Source organism: Spirosoma lituiforme, assembly GCF_054776635.1.
In genome coordinates this window covers 63,507-82,829 of record NZ_BAAHBO010000006.1, presented here as the reverse complement: position 1 = coordinate 82,829, position 19,323 = coordinate 63,507, and the positions used below count along the sequence as shown (strand labels likewise).

Here is a 19,323-nt window from a genome sequence, read left to right as displayed (position 1 = left end):
TTTAGAAACCTCCCAAGTCGGTTACAAGTAGCCGATTTCACATAGTTACGAATTTTGCTTTACACTTTATTCACTGTAATCCAGTTCTTTACCAAACGTCTCTTCCATAGTCGATAATGACCAGTAGCCAATGGCGAAGCAGAAAAATGTGACAACGGCACCTGCTTCCAGAACACCGAGACTTGGCTTCATGGCCTGAAAAGCCGGAATAGTCAGCAAGGTAGTAGCCCGCACGTTATTGGCAACGGATGTCGTCGCCGTGGCCCGAAGGTTAGTGCCAAAGCTTTCGGCTGTAATGGTCAGGAACATAGCGATGTAGCCAATCCCGAAGCCCATGGCTAGGCAAACGGCGTAGAAAGCACCGGTAGAGTTGATGCCGCCAAACAAATAAATGACGATGAAGACGAACGTAAGGCTCATCATCAGGCCAATGGCTTTCCGACGCGACTGAAGGTATTGACTAAGGAGTCCACTCGTCAGGTCGCCGATAACCGTGCCTACGTACGTGAACATGACACAACGGCCGGGCTGGATGGCTTCGGTAATGCCCAGCGCTTTCCCGAATTCGTTGCCAAACGTGGCCAGAATGCCGATAACCAGGTAGGTGGGGAGAGCAAGGCCCATGCACCGGAGATACCGCAACAGCCGTTCGCGTCTCTGAAACAGCGCCCAGAAGTTGCCCCTGGCTACCCCCGTTTGCTGTACCCGCTTAAACATGCCCGACTCAAACACACTCACCCGCAATACTAGTAGGCCCAGCCCCAGGCTACCGCCGATGAAATACGTTGTCCGCCAGTCGAAGAGCGCGACCGTGAAATAGGCGACTACGGCACCCAGCAACCCGACACTCGCCACCAGAGAGGAACCATATCCACGCAGGTGGGGCGGCAAAATTTCACTCACCAGGGTAATGCCAGCGCCCAACTCGCCAGCCAGACCCAGCCCGGCCACGAAGCGGAGGACAGCGTATAGCTGCGGATCATGCACCCAGCCACAGGCAATGTTGGCGAGTGAATACGTAATAATGCTTCCGAACAGCACCGACAAACGCCCCCGTTTGTCGCCCAGTATTCCCCAGAAAATGCCACCGAGTAATAAACCCGCCTGCTGAAAGTTCAGGATTCTGCCACCGATCAGCGAAATGTCGGCTTCCGATAGCCCCAGCTCTTTCAGGCTTGGCACCCGCACAATGTTGAAGAGAAGCAAATCATAGACATCGACAAAATAACCCAGGGCGGCTACGATGACGGGTAACGCGAATAATGGACGGAGGGAGGTAGAGGTAGTATTCGGGAGCATGGCGGAATGGGTCAGGCTACATAAAAAACGCTGGAAACAGGACCATCAGCTAATTCAGTAGCCTGCTGTCCCGCTTCCAGCGTTTCTCTCATTGCTTTCTTACCAGAGTCGAACGTATAAGACGGTGATAAGCAACATGATAATAACCGCCAATGCCGTTGCCGATGGGTTCAGCCGGAACATACTGGCGTCAATAGCGAATCCTTTCGGGTTGATGCGTGGCCCAACCAGGCTGATGGCAACCATCATCAGCACCGTGAAGAAAAACGCCCAGCCCATACAGATCAGGAAGGGAATTTCGTACCCGCCGTTGCCGTTAGGATAAGCCGTGTACAGAATCGTTTCGTTACCGAATAACGCCGGTGCAAAATTATTGAACAGCACGGCCAGGCCAAATCCACCCAAAATACCCGCTACCGCAGCCGTTCCTGTGGTGCGTTTCCAGAAGAAGCCCAGAATGAACACCGCGAAGATGGCCGGGCTTAGGTAACCCGTGTATTTCTGAATAAAGGTGAAACCGCCCTCGCGACCAATACCCAGCGCATCCTGCCACGTTAAGGCAATAGAGAGCAGCATGGCTGCGAAAATAGTAATCCGGCCCACCCATACCAGCTGGGTTTGAGTAGCGTCCTTTTTGATGTACTTCTGGTAAATATCGAGAGTGAAGATGGTCGATATGGAGTTGGCTTTACCCGCCAGCGATGCCACGATAGCGGCTGTCAGGGCGGCCATTGAAAGACCTTTCAGGCCATTGGGCAGGAAGGATAGAATGGCCGAATAAGCGTTATCGGCGAGAAGCTTGCCGCCCGGAGCCATTTCATTTTGCAGGCTGCCGTTCTTGTACAGCACGTAAGCGGCAATACCCGGCAGCATAACGATCAGCGGCATGAAGATTTTCAGCAGGGCCGCGAAGAGAATCCCCGTCCGGGCGGTTTTCAGATCGGCACCGAGCGCCCGCTGGGTGATGTACTGGTTACAGCCCCAGTAGTTCAGGTTCACAATCCAGATACCCGCAAAGTACATGGCCAGACCAGGCAGGGTGAGGTATTTGTTAATATCGACCTGTGAAGTGTTGGGGCCTGGTTTCTCGAAAATCATGTGGAAGTGATCGTCGGCATCGCCCATCATGGCCGAGAAGCCCGCCAGCACATCGTTACCCAGGCCAAATTGCTGGCTAACCAACGTCAGCGCGATGTAAGACGTTACCAAACCCCCAATTATAAGAACGGCCACCTGAATAACGTCCGTGTAGCCGATAACTTTCATCCCACCCAGCGTAATCACGATGGCGAATATGCTCAGACCAATAACGATCGGGTGGAACGATTCGCCCCCAACCAAGGTGCTGATCGCCAGTGCACCCAGAAAAAGAATGGACGTCAGGTTAACGAATACGTAGAGAAACAGCCAGAAGATGGCCATGATCAGACTCACCGTTTCGTTGTACCGCGTTTTCAGAAACTGCGGCATGGTATAAATGTGATTCTTGAGGTAGATCGGCATAAACCAGACCGCCACAATAATCAGGGCAATAGCTGCGAACCATTCGTACACCGCTACGGCGACCCCGAAGGTGAACCCGTTGCCCGACATACCGATGAACTGCTCAGCCGAAATGTTGGACGCAATCATGGATGCGCCGATGGCCCACCAGGTTAACGATCCTTCGGCCAGGAAAAAATCTTTGGTGTCAAGCTTTGTTGTTTGTTTTCGTTTGTAGATCCAGTAGCCGTACGAAGAGACACCAATGAAATACAGAAGGAAAATAATGTAGTCTATTTGTTTAAGTTGGTTCATTTCAGCAAGTATAGAATGAGTTTTGGATTCAGCCTGTAAAAAAGCAATTATTTCTCCAAATAGGCTTACTATCGGCCAAAATCATTTGCAGATTGGTATAATTAGTATCAGATACTGTAGTTTCTTTCGCCGAAACAGACACGATCGTTCATAGCCGTGGTTCGTGTCTTCATGAACCCCTTATCGGGTAGGTAAGTCTAGCGGTTCGCAACGTCAGACTAGTATCCATGGTCTGTGAGGACACGGACCACGAACACGGCCAAATTGACCATGCTAAATATACTGACCATAATAAAAAAGGCACGGATTCGAGTCCGTGCCTTTGGTGATGTATGAGACGATCGGGCGTTTAGTTGATCGCCACAAGCCGCGTGGGTTGCATGGCCTCTACGGTGGGCGTCGTCAGTTTGAAGGAGAATTCTTCTTTTTGCGTGCCTGCCGATATCCGGAAGGTATAATTTCCATCCTTGAGATCGCTCATATCAAATTGCTGCCGATACGCATTCTGCTTATTTTTCTTCCCGCACAGAACTTCCTGAAACAGAACCTCGCCCTTGTCACTGATCAACGTCAGATCAACTCGGTTCTCCGATTTGTATTTTTCCAGGCATAACCAAAGCTTGTTGGCGTTGGCCGCCGGAAACATGGCGGCTGAGAATACTTTGCTTTGCGATTTGTGATCATCGGCCAGGGTAGGCGATGCAATAGAGGCCATTAGGGCAACGAGAAGGGCACTGGCGAGCAATTTGATGGATGTTTTCATGGAGTTGAAAAAGGATTAAATGGAAACCTTTAGCTGTCAACCCAATGATGCCGGTGCACCCGTTAAACGCTGCCGTTCTGGAGCAACGGTTTATAAAAATGATGAACGGTTCGCGGTCATTCTACGAAATCCAAATCCTTACCAAATGTTTCGTCCATGCGGCTCAGCGACCAGAACGACAGGCCATACACCACAAGACCCAACAATGCAGCCGCCAGTAAAGCGCCCATCGACGGTTTAAGGGCCTGGAACAGAAGGGTCATGGGAATCAGCATGCCCCGAACAACGCTCGGTACCGAGGTGGTGGCGGTATTGCGGAGGTTGGTGCCATACAACTCGGCGACCATCGTCAGAAACATGGCGATGTAGCCTGTGCAGAAACCAGCCAGCAGGCAAACCGTGTACAAACCGTCCGCTGTCTTGATACCGCCAAACAAATAAACGCCACTCAGTAAGGCGCTGAAGATCAATAGACCCGTGATGGCTTTCAACCGCGATTGCAGCCAGTGGCTTAGGGGTCCCGAAAGCAGATCGCCAGCCGCCAATCCGACGTAGATCATCATGACGCAACGCCCTGGCTTTACCACCTCGTCAATGCCCAGAGCCTGCCCGAACTCATTGGCGAATGTAGCCAGAATACCCACGATGAACCAGGTCGGAATACCGACTGATACACACCGTATGTATTTGATGAACTGCGGCCAACTGCTGAAGAAATAAAGGAAATTGCCCCGACTAACCTCTTTATGATCGGTTTTCAGCCGATTAAAAACCCCTGATTCAAACACGCTTACCCGCAATAGGAGCAGGGCAATGCCCATGCCGCCCCCTACCCAGAACGCCGTTCGCCAGTTGAAATACTCAACCGTCAGGTAAGCCACGCCCGCGCCCAGATAGCCGATGCCCGCGACCATCGACGAACCGTAGCTTCGGATGGCTTTCGGTAATATTTCGGATACGAGTACCATGGCCGCACCTATCTCGCCCGATAGCCCAACACCTGCCACGAATCGCAGCAACGCATATACGTTGACATCCTGCACAAAGCCACACGCAATGTTCGTGACCGAATACGTAACAATACTACCGAACAGTACTGACATGCGCCCACGCTTGTCGCCCAAGGCTCCCCACAGAAAACCGCCCACGACCAGACCCGCCTGCTGGCAATTGAGAATAAACGTGCCTGCCCGCGAAACCTCCGCTTCCGATAAGCCTAACGATTGTAAACTCGGTACTCGTACGATGCTGAAAATCAGCATGTCATACACATCGACAAAGAAACCCAGTGCTGAAACAATGACGGGTAAAGCAAACAACGGGCGAAAGGAAACGCGGGGAGAGGGTAGGGTTTGCATTGATCTGATCGGACTATAGATGCAGTCAGAATTATTCTTCCAGGTAGTTCAAGTCCTTGCCGTGGGTTTCGGGAATGGTCAGGATGGAGTAAAAACCGATGATGAAGCAGATCAGGCCAACGACAGCTCCGGCGTTGACAACCGCCAGGGAGGGTTTGAGAAACTGGTAGGTTAGCGTCATCGGAATAACCAGGCCGCGCACCATGTTGGGTACGGTGGTAGCCGCGGTAGCCCGCAGGTTGGTGCCAAACTGCTCAGCTCCGATGGTAACAAACATGGCCCAGTAGCCAATGCCGAAGCCCATAGCCAAACAAAGGCCATACAAGGCCGTGGCTGACTTGATGCCGGTATATAAGTAAATGAGGCTGAACAGCAGCGCAATGGCCATGAGCAAAGCAACCCCTTTCTTGCGGGAAGCCATTGCTTGGCTGATAAATCCACTGGCCAGGTCGCCGGTAGCCAGCCCGACGTAACACCACATGATGGCGAGGCCCGGCTGAATTTCTTCGGCAATGCCAAACGCCCGGCCGAACTCATTGGCGAACGTGGCCAGAATACCAATAACAAACCAGGTGGGCAACCCGATACCGATGCACTTGAGGTAACGACTCAGGCGATTTGCGTTGGTGAAAAACGAAAGGAAGTCCCCCCGGTTGACGTGTTTCTGATCGGACACATCTTTGAACATGCCCGATTCAACGACGCCGACCCGTAGCAGCAATAGCCCAAAGCCCAAGCCACCTCCCACGAAAAAAGCGGTTTGCCAATCGAATAATTTTACGGTAAAATAAGCGACTACGGCACCAAAAAGGCCGATGCCCGCCACCAGTGATGTGCCGATCGCGCGTTTTTCTTTGGGGAGTACTTCACTCACGAGTGTGATGCCCGCCCCCAGCTCACCGGCCAGCCCAATACCCGCCACGAACCGCATCAGGGCGTAATACATCGCCGGATCCATGAACGTAACGTGCTTGACAAAACCACAGGCAATATTGGCAATTGAGTAGGTAATGATGCTACCGAACAACACCGACAGGCGGCCGCGTTTGTCGCCGATAACGCCCCATAAAATACCGCCGAGCAGTAGCCCGCCCATCTGCCAGTTGATGATACTGGCTCCAACGGTCGATATCTGATCGGGGGAGAGACCCAGATCCTGCAGGCTGGGTACCCGAACGATACCGAAAAGCAGCAGGTCGTAAATATCAACGAAGTAACCCAGGGCCGCCACAATGACGGGCAGGCCGAAGTAGCCAATGGTAGGGGATTGTGGTTTAGGCGAAACAGCAGGAATAGCCATACGGCAAAAAGCGGAGGTTGAAAAACAAAACAGTTCTGCAAGTATACGAAAGGACCAAAGAAGATTGTGCAGAATGGCAGACAGGAAATCCGAATCGGGATGTAAATGCACCGACCGCTTACGAAGATGAGTTGTCACTGACTAATTTTTTTTGCCGGTATGCCGTCGAAATAAATAAATTAGTGGCAGTGTCGGCTTATCAAAAAGCCATACGGGTCATAAACGTATGAAACGATAACGTTTTTATCGTTCATACTTGATTTAGTACCTGCTTCTCCGGTGGGTTATCCAATACGCTAACGAACGTCAACGACAGGCTAGCCCCAGGAGGGTTACTATCGGTGTGGACAGTTTAGACGGAATGTATTCAACTTAACTCCTCTTTTTGATGAAATTACAGACCCTTTCACCTCCTTCACGTATCGTTTTTCCCGTTGTGCAGGGCCGCCCGCCTTACCGGCAATACGCGCTCATGGTTTGTTTACTGTATGTCAGTATAGCCAGCGTACTGGCTGTGCGGATTCGATACGGTGTGATGGACGAGGATTTTCATTTGTCTGCCATCCGGGCCTTCGCCCAGGGTGGGGTAACCAAGGCAACCCTGTACCATCATTTACCACCGACGGGCGTGTCTAGTCACATATGGTTTGCTTTATGGCTTAGGTTATTTCCGGGAATCGACTACGTTGGTCTTCGGCTTATCTCCTGCGTGGCCCTTGGTGTGTTGGCCGTTTTTGCCTTTTCTCAGCTTGCCTCCGTTCGACTATCCGTTCAGAAAACGGTGTTGGCGGCTACGCTGTTTATGCTGGCGTTCCCTTATTTCTTCCTGAGTGTGTCGACTCTCATGACCGAGGGTCCGTCGCTGCTGTTTCTGGGGGCGGGCCTGTTGTTTCTTTTCGTTTCCCGGTTTCAGCGCCTGCTTCCCTTTTGCTTGGGTTGCCTACTGCTGGGGCTAACTACGATAGCGCGCTTTTATTTTATTCCGCTGTTGCCAACCCTATTCATCGTGCTGCTCCTGTCCGGCTGGCAGCAGCACCGGCAGTACGGCGTTCGTGCCGACCTGACTCATCGTATTCTGCTGTATTTTTCTGTGGCGATAAGCGCGCTGCCACTCGGGGGACTGATCTTCCTTTGGGGAGGTTTGACGCCCCCCGGATTCAATCAATGGTCGGAGTTGCGTTTGGGCGTTAGTTTCAATCCCTTCCGCCCCTTCTCGGCGCTGGCGATGGTTGGCATCTACACGGCCCCCTTTGTGCTGCTGAATGTATCCTGGGCATCCGAGATGCTATCTCGTAAAATGCTGGTTGTCTGGCTGGCGGCTTTATCACTTGCCCTGTTTCGGGTGAATCTTTTCCACGATTCTTTATCAATTGATACCGTGTATAGCGGCCCCATCGAGCATAGTTTAGCCTGGCTGCAAACCAAAAATGATCTGTTGGTACCAGTAGGCCTGCTGGTTCTCTACGGCTTTGGCCTGAGTAGCCTGGTCTTTATGACAAAACGAATCATGGCGTCTATCACAGATACGGGTTTTTCGAATACCGATCTGCTATTCTCCGTCGTTTTTGTTAGCTTGTTTATTATTTCTCAGGCTTTTGTGGGTGGTAACCATCCGTTCTATGATCGCTATCTGATTCATCCGTGGCCGTTTATTGGCTACACGATAGCTAGTCTTTTCCCCAGGTTTCTTAACCCCCGTACCTGCCTGGTCGTAGCTGGTTACACCGTCTTGTCCATACTGATTCTGGCAAAATGGGGTTTTTGAAAAGGGGATATTACTCACCCGTCATGGAGCCGTCAGGAAATAAGGGGATTCAACGGCGGCTCGGGAGCGGATACGCTGGGTGGCGCCTGCCGAGGGACGGGTATGGGTTTGGGAAGCGTCTGGTAACTGGTGTATGCGGTCCCTAACCACCATACCTTCAGCATTACTCGGGCAAAAATCAGCAGTTGCTGAATGATAAACATGACCAGGATCGTCAGCCAGCCATTCATCAGAATCAGGTCATCGAGCAGGAAGTAAATCCCGAACAGGCCCGAGCCAATCAAGATCGTCAGCCAGTAAAGCCCGTACGTGCGGGGCAGGTTCTGCAGGACTAGACGGCCGGCTTGTCCAAATGCGCGAAAGGCACTGTGTTCATCTTCCCGAAACATAAGCACTTTGGCGTAGTCGCCGATGCAGAGGAACAGGGTGGCCGTCAGAGCGAAGAGCGCAAAAAAAACAGCGCCAATCCAGAATAGACCACGCTCCGTAAAGCTATCGTCGACCGCTATACTAACCAGTGTACCAATGACCAGCCAAAGCCCGGCGCCAATAAGTACGAAGAGTAACGTGACACCAAACAGCCGTAGAAACCGGCCTACATAATGCGCACACCCCTGCCAGAATACCCCACTGCTAAAGGCATTGTAGGGTTGGGAAAAGCGGAGAAATATACCACCTGCGAAAAACAAACTCAGAAATACGTACAGACTGCCCAACCAGCGCCCTACGCTCAAAAGGGGAGTTATTGTCCGCTCGCTGCGGTGCATGAAATCTGAATAAACGGTATAATCGAACCCCTCTAGCAAATTCATGAAAGCCAGCGAATTCTGATCTTCTGCTTTAAGGGTGTTGTAGAACGGTAAAGCAACCAGCAATCCCAGGACCAGCGTAATGCCGTACATCAGCCAAAGCAGTCGAAACGACTGATACGTTTGTCGGAAGGAGGTGCGGAGTGCGTTCACGGTTCTAGGAATTAGCCTGATCGTCTTTATCGCCGGACAAAGGATGTTCAGTTCTGATTTTCTCCTGCAATTTAAGGAAGCCGTCAATCAGCGCTTCGGGACGGGGGGGGCATCCGGGCACATAGACATCAACGGGAATAATGCGATCCACGCCTTTCACGACATGATAACCGTGCTGCCAGTAAGGTCCGCCACAGTTCGAGCAGGAACCCATCGAGATAACGTACCGGGGCTCGGCCATTTGCTCGTAAAGTCGCCGGATGCGGTCGGCCATTTTGTAGGTTACCGTACCAGACACGATCATAATGTCCGATTGCCGGGGGGATGGGCGCGGAAAAATACCGAATCGTTCGAGGTCATAACTGGCGGCAAAAGCCTGCATCATTTCGATGGCGCAGCAGGCCAGACCGAAACTCATAGGCCACATTGATTTCTCGCGCGACCAGTTGAGCAGGTCTTCCGAATGCATCAGGATGACGCTGGCTTCGCCGGTTTTATCAGTTGTCGGAGCAGTCATAGCTGGGCAGATGATGAGTAAAATTTTGTCGGTTGTGTCGACAGAAGACAACCCTGGGGGATGCGTACAGGATCAACGTTTGTAGCGTTCGTTTACCTGCTGATACAGCTGAACCGGTACTTTAGTTTCAACTGTTGGTAGTTTGGGTTGAGGTTTCACCCAGTCCAGGTAACCCTTCGCCCAGACGTAGGCAAGGCCCAGCGCCAGCAGCGCCACAAACAGGAAAACTTCAGTAAGCGCAAACCAGCCCCACAAACCGCCTGTCTCCGCGATCAGTTTTTCCTGCCCGAATACGGTAGCCCACGGAAACAGAAATACCAGCTCGACATCGAACAGGACAAAAACCAGTGCAACAACGTAGAACCGGATGTTGAACTGAATATTGGCGTTACCAATGGGCTCTTCCCCCGACTCGTATGTGCTATTTTTCTCGATGTTCGGTCTGTTTGGGCGTAACAGGCGTGCCACAAACAAAACGACGGCAATGAACGCAAAAGCTGCCAGAATAAACAGTAAGATGATGCCGAAGTCGGAAAGCATACGCAGGTACGGTTGGGAGCAGTTTACGATGGCCTGGCGGATAGGTAGCCCATGAAGATACGGATGGACGGGGCAATCGGTTAGCTTATTTTTTCTTCTTGGGGAAAAGGTTGTAAACGATACTCACCTGAAGGTTGCGGTTGTAATAGGCGGCCGTTGCTTCGTTGGAGACGTTGGTGAACCCATATACGTAGCGAACGTGTAAACTGAATTTGCTCAGCATGTCCAGGAAATCATAATGAACGCCCAAGACGGCACCCAGGTCATTTTGCGCACCAGGACCGTTTGTTGAGCCCGAATTAAGCGCATAACTGAACTCCGGACCGGCCTGTATAGTCAGACCCTCGGTCGGGATATAGCCCAGCAGAATGGGCGCGCTGACATAATAATACGAATTGCTGGTAGTTGTTCGTCCGCCAACCTGCTCCTGCTGAAACGTGCCGCCTTTAACTGCCAGAAGCGCTTCCGGCTGAAATACCAACCGATTGTACCGATACCGGTACATAACCCCAAGATTAGGCGCCAGCGATCGTTTGGGAATGTTGACAGTGGTTCCGGTAATAGACACCTGGGTAAATGAAGCCCCGATTTTTACCCCAAAATGGCCACCAATCGGTTTATCACTTTGGGCCTGGATGAGGAGAGGGGAGGTAACTAAAAGAAGAAGGAGTAGTAAGCGAGATGTATGCATGCGGGACTGTTGGAAGGCAACTTACCTTCAATAACTAGTTTTATCTGAACTAACGGACCGCCCGAAACGGCGGACGGTTGTAAAATTGGTGAAAAAAGTTAATAAATCGTTCTTAACCGTTGCCGAGCGGGTACACCGACAGACTAATTGAGCCGGGGATCAACGGGATAATGGGCAATGGATTTGTATTCACCCCCCTTGCGCTTCAGCACTTCCCGCCAGAATTCGGTTGTTGGCGTATCGAACAGGAAATCGGCTTTGGTACGGCTGATGATCCAGGCTTTCTGAACGAGTTCACTGTCGAGCTGCCCCTCATCCCAGCCCGAGTACCCAATGAAAAAACGGATGTCCCGCTCGGTAAGCGTACCCAGATTGACGGCCTGCTTGATCTGCTCAAAATCACCACTCCAGTAGAGATCATCGACAACCCGGATGGAGCCGTCGATCAAATCGGGGCGACGATGAATGAAATGAAGCGTGTTTTGCTGAACAGGTCCACCGACAAACAGCGGCAGATCGGAGTAAATATCCTCAATAACATCACCAAGGTGAATATCGGTAAGCTGATTCAGGACCAGGCCAAACGTGCCAACCGCATTATGTTCGCAGATCAGGACAACACTACGGTCAAAATTAGTATCGCCCATGTAGGGTTCGGCAATCAGCAAGTCGCCATTCTTAACAGGTTGCGGAGACGTATTCATGAGTCATAAAACGGTTAACGATTGATACTACCAAAACGCCTTTTTGGCGGGCGATATTGGTTAAAAACTGTTAAATACGCTGGTTGACGCATTAATGATGTGGTAAAGGGCGAGTTCCCGTTAAAAATTTATCGACAGGGCTTGTTATCCGCTATTGGGTGAAATACTGGTTACTTTGATGGGTAAAGTCCGGTGTGTAACTCCCCAAATCTCTCTACTTCATGCGGTTGCAGAAATTCAACGAAACGCTTATTCGGCAAAGAACAGTGATGGGAATGTGCTGCCAACGGGTGCCTGGTCTGGCAGATTTACGTTCTCACTAGGGGTAAATCGAAAAGTCGAAGGACTTACTATGTGTTGTTAAGCTGGTATTCGCCAACTTTGTCTACTCAAGAAACATTAAACTGGATTTATGGATCACCAGATTCACGACCGGCGGGGATTTCTCCGGAAAAGTGCTTTGGCTACGCTAACAACATTGGTTGGTACGCCTATCGCTTTTGCTGACCGCATACCTCTCTTTTATACACCGCTGGGGTTTGATTATGACCCGCTTAAGGGAAAAAGCCCGGATATGAAGGTGCTGGGTGATAAACCCTGGAACGTGGAATCGCCGGTTCATTTGCTGGACGACGCGGTTACGCCCGTTGAAAAAATGTTTATTCGCAACAATGGCCTGATTCCAACGGAACCCATCAACCCCGAAACGTGGACGTTGACCATCAAAGGCGAGTCTGTAAGAGCAACCAAGATCTACACCCTGAGCGACCTGAAAAAACGATTTAAACCGTACACCTACCAGCTCGTGCTCGAATGTGGAGGTAATGGCCGGTCGGGGTTCGAGCCGCAAACGACGGGCAATCCGTGGGATCAGGGGGCGGTTAGCTGCGCTGAGTGGACTGGCGTGCGGCTGAAAGATATTCTGGCTGATGTCGGGCTGAAAGATGATGCCGTTTACATTGGGTATTACGGCAAAGATCCGCATCTGAGCCAGGACCCCACCAAAGTGGCCATTTCCCGGGGTGTACCCATGAAAAAAGCCCTCGAAAACGAAACCCTCATTGCCTGGTCCCTGAACGGAAACGATATTCCGCTGGCCCACGGCTACCCGCTGCGGCTGGTGATCGGGGGCTGGCCTGCATCGGTATCGGGCAAATGGCTGCACACGATTGCCGTGCGGGACAAAATCCATGACGGTGCCAAAATGGAAGGCCATAGCTATAAAATGCCTATTCGGCCGGTACAACCCGGTGAGAAAATTCCGGAAACACCCGAGAACTTTCGGATCATCGAATCAATGCCCGTTAAGTCACTGATTACCTACCCTAAAACGGGCGCTATGGTCGACGTCAAAAAATCCTTGGCGTTACGAGGGCATGCCTGGGCGGGTGACCGAACGGTCAGTGATGTACACACGTCGATTGATTACGGCGCTACCTGGCAGAAAAGTAAACTGCAACCGCCCAAAAACCGGCTTGCCTGGCAGCACTGGTCAACTGAACTGACGTTTCCCCAGCCGGGTTATTATGAGGTATGGGTGCGCGCCACGGATAGTAATGGCATCATGCAGCCGGTCGTTATTCCGCAATGGAATCCCGGCGGTTATCTAAACAATGCCTGCCATCGAATCGCGGTAAAAGCCAGTTAATTCATTTATCAACCTACGATACCATGACGCAGATACGTGCATTTTTTCTGATAGGTGTCCTGCTACTAAGCCTGGCTAGTTTTCGGAACCTCTCCGTTGATCAGAAGCCATCAACTGGCGGTTTGTCGGTGTCAATGGCCGATACGGCCAGAATTGACGCTGAATCAGGGATGATCAACGATCCTAACCTGATGATGGTCAAGGCACAATGTACGGCCTGCCACTCGTCCAAACTTATTTTGCAGCATCGCTTTACGCGGGCGGGCTGGGTAGAACGTATCCGCTGGATGCAGAAATACCATAAGCTTTGGGATTTGGGCGAATCCGAGAAAGTAGTTTTAGACTATCTCGAAAAGCATTACGGGCCCGAAAACGCAGCGAGTATCGGCACATTCCGGCGTCAGCCATTGAAAAGTGTTCAATGGTATAAACTGTCTCAGTAGCGTTCTGTGGCCGGTTCTGCGGGTCGGCTACGACACTACCGTTTGCGTTGTTTTGATGGTATATAAAGCGCGAGAAAGAGTCCGTCGATTTTTACCAATCCGGTATGGTCTACTCCGGTATCCTGACAAGCGTTTTGCGGTGGATCATGTATTAGTTCGCCTGATTCTGAAACGTAAGCCCCACCTTTTTGCCGGAAACTCGCTCCAGCAACGGGCGCAACAGCTGATTGGCGTTCTGCCGGGTCTGGTTCAGAATACCCCCGGTCAATGCCGCTTGTTTAACCTGACGCTCAGCCTTGCGGTAGGCATCGCTCACCAGTTGTGATTCGTTCAGAAACGAGAAATGAGTATCATACACCCTCGACCGGTCGTGGTTGATTTTCCAGCCGCAAAGTTCGGGATTGGGCAGTTGAACCGTTATTGAATCATCGGTGGCCGTAATGTCATCCAGGTTGATCTGGGTCAGATCAAGGCAGCCCGTGGCTTCTCCCTCTACAATCAAAACGGCGTTGGCATTCGGCAGAAACGCATTGACCTGCTCATGCTCGACAATGTCTTTGAACGTGTACCGGACCAACTCCAGCTTTCCTAAAGTCTTGATTTCTTTCAGGACAATGCTTTGCGTCGTGTTGTTGCCCTTTCGAAAGCGGCTCATAAGTGTGTTTCCGCGTATCTGCTCCCAAATGGCGATCAGACCAGCGACAAGTACGAAAAGCAGGAACAGACGAAAGAGCGCGTTAATAAGTCGGGACATGATGCCGTCGTGAATAGGTAAGTGGATGGTGATTTATCTAAACCCTGTAAAACGGAAAACTCCCAAACCGTTACCGATTCAGGAGTTTTATTAACGGAAAACTAAGTAAATTAATACGTGTGCTTATGGTCTTCGACCGGTTGTTTCTCCAGATCAAACAGATCATTTAACACATCGATCAGTGTTTCGGCTTCGCCCCGCTTACAGGCGGCTTTGAGTTGAAGAACGGGTAGTTTAATGATTTTCTGCATAATCCCCCGCGTAATCTTCTCTATCTTCTCCGATTCGTTCGGCGTCAAATGCTTCAAGTGACGGGCAATTTCGTCGCGACGAATCTGCTCCAGCGCATTCTTCAGTTTATTGATCGTCGGTGACACAACCATTTCCTTCGACCAATCACCAAACTCAGCGACTGTCTGGGTAATAATGGCTTCGACCTTAGGAATAGCCGCCATGCGTTGATTCAGCGCTTCGTCGGCACGGTTACGGATGTGGTCGATGTTATACACCAGCACTCCCGGAATCTGCTCGACCGCTGAGTCGACGCTGCGCGGCACCGATAGGTCGATAAAATACTTGAACGTCAGTACGTTCACATCCCGTAATAATTCAGGTGTAATCAGTGGATCATCGCGCATGATGGACGAGATAATCACATCAGCCTGCCGGATCTCATCGACCAGGTTCGAAAAATCAGCCACGCGGAATCCGTACTGGCTGGCCAGCACATCGGCCTTAGCCTGCGTGCGGTTGCAAAGGGTAATATTCGTCAGGTTCCGGGCTTCGAGGTTTTTACAAACGTCGGCACCGATTTCACCCAGACCAATAACCAGTACATTCGGGTTTTGCTTATCACCAATCAGCTCATCGATTAACTCGACAGCCGCGTAGGAAACGGAAGCGGCTCCATCGCGGAACGGCGTTTCCTGAGCTACCCGTTTGTTGGTAAAGAAAATCGTGTGCATGAGCCGGTGCAAAAATGGCCCGGCCATGTCCAGATCAGCCGACCACTGATAGGATTGCTTCACCTGATTTGGAATCTGCATGTCGCCGATAACCTGCGAATGCAAGCCAACGCATACTTCAAACAGATGCCGAACAGCCTCATCATGCGCTGCGAAAAACTGGAAATAAGGCAAATAGTTATCAGTGTCGGTCAGTCCTTTTTCAATGAGCAACAGGCGGGCAATATCGGCGTTCAGGTCCTGTTCAAAGGCATAATAGACCTCGGTACGGTTACAGGTTGAGATAACCAGCAGATCGGATAGCCCGAAAAAATCCCGCAACCGAAGCATAAGCCGCTTAGCCTCGTCTTCGTTAAGTGCAATTAGTTCACGTACCTGAAGAGGTGCCGTTTTATGCGATAAACTAATTGTTTTGAAGGTGTCTAACATTATGGTAAATCACGCAAATTGGCTAGTAGCCTTTACAAAATTACGGCATTATTGCGGTACATAGGCATACCAGCGGCAATCGAATTTGCTATTTAGAATTCGTCCAAATAAATAGAGAAATTCTTCGTTCTATCCTATTCAAAATCGTAACGTAATGGATCGGCGAGAGGTTCGATCTTACACAATTAAAGCGCTTTTGCCGTTTATAAAAGAAGGGCAGGGAGGAGGGGGCTCAACGCTGAAAAACAGTAAGCTGTTTAGTCGCCCGATACGCCTACTTTTACACTGCCACCCGAGTCGCTTTAAGACCATAATCGTTTAGGTTATTGGTACGGAAAAGCAGCAGTATGCTATGCTGAAATCATTTGATATTTACAGTCAGAATAATATTCTGAAAATTATTGTTGCCCTCAATCTATTGCTGGTGGGAACAGGGTCTGTGCTTTACACAAACCGGCTGATTACTAAGCTCGAAGCCAGGGAGGAGCAATATGTGCAGCTGTACGCCAAGAGTATCGCGTACCTAGTTGATACAAGCCACATAGACGCCGGTGACCTGACGTTCGTAACCAGCGAGATTCTGGAAGCCAACAGCACAATTCCAGCTATTTACATGGACCCCGACGGCCAGATCGCCATGCAGCGGAATATAGAAGTACCGGCCGAGTACACCCCCGAAGAGACGGAAAGGTTTCTGCGTCAGAAAACCGTCGATATGAAAAAGAAACACGCTCCGTTGGTAGTGGATATGGGGAACGGGGTACGCGGACTGGTGTATTACACCAACTCCAATCTGTTGCGCCAACTGACGTACTTTCCTTACGTACTGTTAATGATTCTGGCTGCGCTGAGTGTACTGGCGTACCTGGCCTTCAGCTCATCGCGACGGGCGGAGCAAAACCGTGTCTGGGTTGGGCTGGCCAAGGAAACGGCGCATCAACTGGGCACCCCAATGTCGTCGTTGATGGCCTGGGTCGAGTATATGCGCTCCGATCCCGACCAATTCGATGGATCCATCACTGACGAAATCGAGAAAGACGTTCAGCGGCTGGAAACCATTACCGCCCGTTTCTCGAGTATCGGCTCGGTACCGACGCTGAAAGAGGAAAATGTAAACGAGGTTGTCCGGCAGTTTACCGACTACCTGGGAAGACGTATCTCGACAAAGGTGAAAATGACCGTTACCAGCCAACTACCGCCAGATAGAATGGTGAGAATAAACAAGTTGCTGTTCGAATGGGTGATCGAGAATATCTGCAAGAATGCCGTTGATGCCATGAAAGGTGTGGGCGAACTGCGGCTCAATATGGTGCCGTTACCGCACGAAGAGGTAGCCATCGACATTACGGATACCGGCAAGGGAATTTCCAAGGCCAATATGCAGAAGGTGTTTTCGCCGGGCTTTAGTACCAAAAAGAGAGGATGGGGGCTAGGCCTGACGCTGGCCAAACGCATTGTGGAAGAGTACCATAACGGCCGACTCTACGTCAAAAGTTCGGAGGTGGGTAAGGGCACCACGTTCCGCATCATTCTAAACAAAAAATAGGAAGTCAGTCAAATCAGGCGAGTTTGCCCAAAGTTTGACTGACTTCCTGTCGTGACATGTACCTGATAGATCTTTCAACGGGTTGCGTTGAGTCGATAATTACAAAGGCCAGGGAAGCGAAATGGTGTCGGTTTCGACAATGTTGCTAACGTTCAAGGTACGATCCCGTATTTCGATCTGGAATTTGGTCGGGTAAAGCCTGAAACTATTACCGTACTGGAAGATTTGGTTGAAGTCGAGCGACCCCTCGATGGCTCCTTTAGGCTTGCCCTTCGTCAGATCGGGAATGAACAGGTTTTTATTCACAGCCAGATCTGGCTCTTCGTATACTCGGTTTACTAACCGAAACGTCCGGATACGGTAGCTACCCCAACCGCCGTTTGTTGCGTACTGAAGCGAATCGGCTCTTGGTAAGGGTATGCTGTTACCAATGTTGCCATCGCCATCTTTAAACCCAATAGTGATCACAACTGAGTCCCGCTTTCCTTTACCAACACCTTTGCCTGCTTCAATCGTATACTTGAAGATACCTTTGTAATCGATAGCAGGTGTATTGGAATAGTTTGGCTCGTTGAAGCAGGAAGATAACGTGAGCGCAATGCCCACTACGAAGAGATACGGTTGAATTAGTTGCCGTCGCATACTGTTGTATTCGTTGTGCAATAAACGCTTTTGTTACTTTGTCTTTTTTATCAACACTCTCGGCCGAGGCCACTGCCCATCGGCAGGTACTTCGGCAGCAAATTCTGGCACTCTGCGCTAGTCAGCCCGTGCGTGAATCGTTCAATTCGCTGGCACTGGCTGTCTTTCGCTATCAGGCGGTCTATAATCCGCTCTATGCATCCTATATACGTTACCTGAACGTTCTGCCCGAAACGGTTACCGACATCCAGCAAATACCGTTCATGCCGATTGGTTTTTTCAAAGCCCATACGGTACTGACGGGTAGCGGTGCAGACGTTAAACCTGACCAGCTTGACTCACTGCTAACTTTTGCCAGCAGTGGCACTACGGATCGCAGTATCGGGCCCGTTGTGACCAGTCAGCATAGGGTGCCCGACCCGGCGCTGTACGATCTTGTCTGTACCCGAATTTTTGAACAGACGTACGGGCCCCTCAACAATTTCCACATTCTGGCGTTACTGCCGTCCTATCTTGAACGAAATAACTCCTCGCTCGTGTATATGGTTCAGCGATTTATGGAGCAAACGAACTCAAATCAGTCGGGTTTTTTTCTCCATAATCACCAGGAGCTAACGGAACGGTTTAACCAACTTGCTCAACAGCCCGACCAGAAGCACATCCTGCTTATTGGTGTAACGTTTGGCCTGCTGGACTGGGCCGAGTCGGGCGCTGATTTGTCATTCCTTGGCCAGTTTCCCAATCTAGTGGTGATGGAAACCGGCGGCATGAAAGGCCGTCGAAAAGAACTTCTCCGTGAAGATGTGCATGAAATCCTGACTAGTTGTCTGGGTGTCTCGACCATACATTCTGAATACGGCATGACCGAATTGCTTTCGCAGGCTTATTCCGCGGGCGAAGGCATTTTCAGGCCCAGTTCAACCCTGCGGGTATTGCTGCGCGACATTAACGACCCCTTTTGCATTTACCCAGATGACGCTGATCGCACTGGCGAACGTCGCACCGGCGAGCGTCGCACCGGCGGAATTAATGTTATTGATCTGGCCAATCTGGATTCCTGTTCATTCGTTGAAACGCAGGATTTAGGGCAATACGTCGATGAAGGTAATCACGTACCAGGTAGCTTTCGGGTTATTGGTCGCTTCGATAATTCCGATGTTCGTGGCTGTAACTTGTTAGCCATCAATTGAAAAATAAATG

At 50.7% G+C, this 19,323-nt stretch carries 18 protein-coding genes; 5 read left to right on the top strand and 13 right to left on the bottom strand.

All coding sequences use genetic code 11. From position 1 onward, the window contains the following. Positions 1–66 precede the first annotated feature (66 nt). The 5 genes from ACYU87_RS19675 to ACYU87_RS19655 form a co-directional block, all read right to left on the bottom strand. Positions 67–1,233 (bottom strand): MFS transporter, encoded by a 1,167-nt coding sequence (locus ACYU87_RS19675; RefSeq protein WP_461136044.1) that lies wholly within the window; start codon positions 1,231–1,233, stop codon positions 67–69. 165 nt (positions 1,234–1,398) lie between these two features. Further along, positions 1,399–3,096: a sodium:solute symporter family transporter gene (locus ACYU87_RS19670; RefSeq protein ID WP_461135805.1), complete on the bottom strand. Its 1,698-nt coding sequence runs from the start codon at positions 3,094–3,096 to the stop codon at positions 1,399–1,401. A gap of 349 nt (positions 3,097–3,445) precedes the next feature. Continuing rightward, a complete protein-coding gene (locus ACYU87_RS19665) occupies positions 3,446–3,859 on the bottom strand; it encodes a hypothetical protein (protein ID WP_461135804.1) in 414 nt (137 codons plus the stop codon). Between the two features lie 116 nt (positions 3,860–3,975). Beyond that, positions 3,976–5,217 carry an MFS transporter gene (locus ACYU87_RS19660; RefSeq protein WP_461135803.1) on the bottom strand — a complete coding sequence of 414 codons (1,242 nt, stop codon included), beginning with the start codon at positions 5,215–5,217 and terminating at the stop codon, positions 3,976–3,978. Positions 5,218–5,248: 31 nt separating this feature from the next. After that, a complete protein-coding gene (locus tag ACYU87_RS19655) occupies positions 5,249–6,517 on the bottom strand; it encodes an MFS transporter (RefSeq protein ID WP_461135802.1) in 1,269 nt (422 codons plus the stop codon). A 388-nt stretch (positions 6,518–6,905) separates the two neighbouring features. Between ACYU87_RS19655 and ACYU87_RS19650 the strand changes: the two genes are divergently transcribed. Beyond that, positions 6,906–8,282 (top strand): hypothetical protein, encoded by a 1,377-nt coding sequence (locus ACYU87_RS19650; RefSeq protein ID WP_461135801.1) that lies wholly within the window; start codon positions 6,906–6,908, stop codon positions 8,280–8,282. Positions 8,283–8,314: 32 nt separating this feature from the next. On the opposite strand, the gene ACYU87_RS19645 is transcribed toward ACYU87_RS19650, so the two are convergent. The 5 genes from ACYU87_RS19645 to ACYU87_RS19625 form a co-directional block, all read right to left on the bottom strand. Continuing rightward, complete coding sequence (locus ACYU87_RS19645; protein WP_461135800.1) at positions 8,315–9,244, bottom strand: hypothetical protein; 930 nt, start codon at positions 9,242–9,244, stop codon at positions 8,315–8,317. Between the two features lie 4 nt (positions 9,245–9,248). After that, positions 9,249–9,761, bottom strand: a complete 513-nt coding sequence (locus ACYU87_RS19640; protein WP_461135799.1) for an NADH-quinone oxidoreductase subunit B — start codon at positions 9,759–9,761, stop codon at positions 9,249–9,251. Positions 9,762–9,833: 72 nt separating this feature from the next. Beyond that, the gene (locus ACYU87_RS19635; protein WP_461135798.1) at positions 9,834–10,301 is read right to left on the bottom strand and encodes an NADH-quinone oxidoreductase subunit A; all 468 of its coding nucleotides are present in this window, start codon (positions 10,299–10,301) and stop codon (positions 9,834–9,836) included. An 85-nt stretch (positions 10,302–10,386) separates the two neighbouring features. Further along, positions 10,387–10,992 carry a porin family protein gene (locus ACYU87_RS19630; protein WP_461135797.1) on the bottom strand — a complete coding sequence of 202 codons (606 nt, stop codon included), beginning with the start codon at positions 10,990–10,992 and terminating at the stop codon, positions 10,387–10,389. A gap of 143 nt (positions 10,993–11,135) precedes the next feature. After that, positions 11,136–11,696 (bottom strand): YqgE/AlgH family protein, encoded by a 561-nt coding sequence (locus ACYU87_RS19625; protein ID WP_461135796.1) that lies wholly within the window; start codon positions 11,694–11,696, stop codon positions 11,136–11,138. Between the two features lie 412 nt (positions 11,697–12,108). Between ACYU87_RS19625 and ACYU87_RS19620 the strand changes: the two genes are divergently transcribed. Continuing rightward, entirely contained in the window at positions 12,109–13,344 is a 1,236-nt protein-coding gene (locus ACYU87_RS19620; protein WP_461135795.1) for a sulfite oxidase, read from the top strand. Positions 13,345–13,367: 23 nt separating this feature from the next. Further along, positions 13,368–13,787 carry a hypothetical protein gene (locus tag ACYU87_RS19615; RefSeq protein WP_461135794.1) on the top strand — a complete coding sequence of 140 codons (420 nt, stop codon included), beginning with the start codon at positions 13,368–13,370 and terminating at the stop codon, positions 13,785–13,787. 151 nt (positions 13,788–13,938) lie between these two features. Here ACYU87_RS19615 and ACYU87_RS19610 read toward each other — a convergent pair whose 3' ends face one another. Further along, the gene (locus ACYU87_RS19610) at positions 13,939–14,541 is read right to left on the bottom strand and encodes a DUF4230 domain-containing protein (protein WP_461135793.1); all 603 of its coding nucleotides are present in this window, start codon (positions 14,539–14,541) and stop codon (positions 13,939–13,941) included. Positions 14,542–14,651: 110 nt separating this feature from the next. Further along, positions 14,652–15,935 (bottom strand): glutamyl-tRNA reductase, encoded by a 1,284-nt coding sequence (gene hemA, locus ACYU87_RS19605; protein WP_461135792.1) that lies wholly within the window; start codon positions 15,933–15,935, stop codon positions 14,652–14,654. 352 nt (positions 15,936–16,287) lie between these two features. On the opposite strand from hemA, the gene ACYU87_RS19600 reads away from it, so the two are divergent. Beyond that, a complete protein-coding gene (locus ACYU87_RS19600; protein ID WP_461135791.1) occupies positions 16,288–17,481 on the top strand; it encodes a sensor histidine kinase in 1,194 nt (397 codons plus the stop codon). A 99-nt stretch (positions 17,482–17,580) separates the two neighbouring features. Here ACYU87_RS19600 and ACYU87_RS19595 read toward each other — a convergent pair whose 3' ends face one another. Continuing rightward, positions 17,581–18,123, bottom strand: coding sequence for a hypothetical protein (locus ACYU87_RS19595; RefSeq protein ID WP_461135790.1), 543 nt, complete (start codon positions 18,121–18,123; stop codon positions 17,581–17,583). 38 nt (positions 18,124–18,161) lie between these two features. Here ACYU87_RS19595 and ACYU87_RS19590 point away from each other — a divergent pair, with 38 nt between their 5' ends. Next, a complete protein-coding gene (locus ACYU87_RS19590) occupies positions 18,162–19,313 on the top strand; it encodes a LuxE/PaaK family acyltransferase (RefSeq protein ID WP_461135789.1) in 1,152 nt (383 codons plus the stop codon). Positions 19,314–19,323 lie beyond the last annotated feature (10 nt).

Bases quoted from the DNA above. Each gene is read 5' to 3' on its own strand.
- ACYU87_RS19670 (WP_461135805.1), bottom strand. From the start codon at position 3,096: ATGAACCAACTTAAACAAATAGACTACATTATTTTCCTTCTGTATTTC.
- ACYU87_RS19665 (WP_461135804.1), bottom strand. From the start codon at position 3,859: ATGAAAACATCCATCAAATTGCTCGCCAGTGCCCTTCTCGTTGCCCTA.
- ACYU87_RS19660 (WP_461135803.1), bottom strand. From the start codon at position 5,217: ATGCAAACCCTACCCTCTCCCCGCGTTTCCTTTCGCCCGTTGTTTGCT.
- ACYU87_RS19655 (WP_461135802.1), bottom strand. From the start codon at position 6,517: ATGGCTATTCCTGCTGTTTCGCCTAAACCACAATCCCCTACCATTGGC.
- ACYU87_RS19650 (WP_461135801.1), top strand. From the start codon at position 6,906: ATGAAATTACAGACCCTTTCACCTCCTTCACGTATCGTTTTTCCCGTT.
- ACYU87_RS19640 (WP_461135799.1), bottom strand. From the start codon at position 9,761: ATGACTGCTCCGACAACTGATAAAACCGGCGAAGCCAGCGTCATCCTG.
- ACYU87_RS19635 (WP_461135798.1), bottom strand. From the start codon at position 10,301: ATGCTTTCCGACTTCGGCATCATCTTACTGTTTATTCTGGCAGCTTTT.
- ACYU87_RS19630 (WP_461135797.1), bottom strand. From the start codon at position 10,992: ATGCATACATCTCGCTTACTACTCCTTCTTCTTTTAGTTACCTCCCCT.
- ACYU87_RS19625 (WP_461135796.1), bottom strand. From the start codon at position 11,696: ATGAATACGTCTCCGCAACCTGTTAAGAATGGCGACTTGCTGATTGCC.
- ACYU87_RS19620 (WP_461135795.1), top strand. From the start codon at position 12,109: ATGGATCACCAGATTCACGACCGGCGGGGATTTCTCCGGAAAAGTGCT.
- ACYU87_RS19615 (WP_461135794.1), top strand. From the start codon at position 13,368: ATGACGCAGATACGTGCATTTTTTCTGATAGGTGTCCTGCTACTAAGC.
- ACYU87_RS19610 (WP_461135793.1), bottom strand. From the start codon at position 14,541: ATGTCCCGACTTATTAACGCGCTCTTTCGTCTGTTCCTGCTTTTCGTA.
- hemA (WP_461135792.1), bottom strand. From the start codon at position 15,935: ATGTTAGACACCTTCAAAACAATTAGTTTATCGCATAAAACGGCACCT.
- ACYU87_RS19600 (WP_461135791.1), top strand. From the start codon at position 16,288: ATGCTGAAATCATTTGATATTTACAGTCAGAATAATATTCTGAAAATT.
- ACYU87_RS19595 (WP_461135790.1), bottom strand. From the start codon at position 18,123: ATGCGACGGCAACTAATTCAACCGTATCTCTTCGTAGTGGGCATTGCG.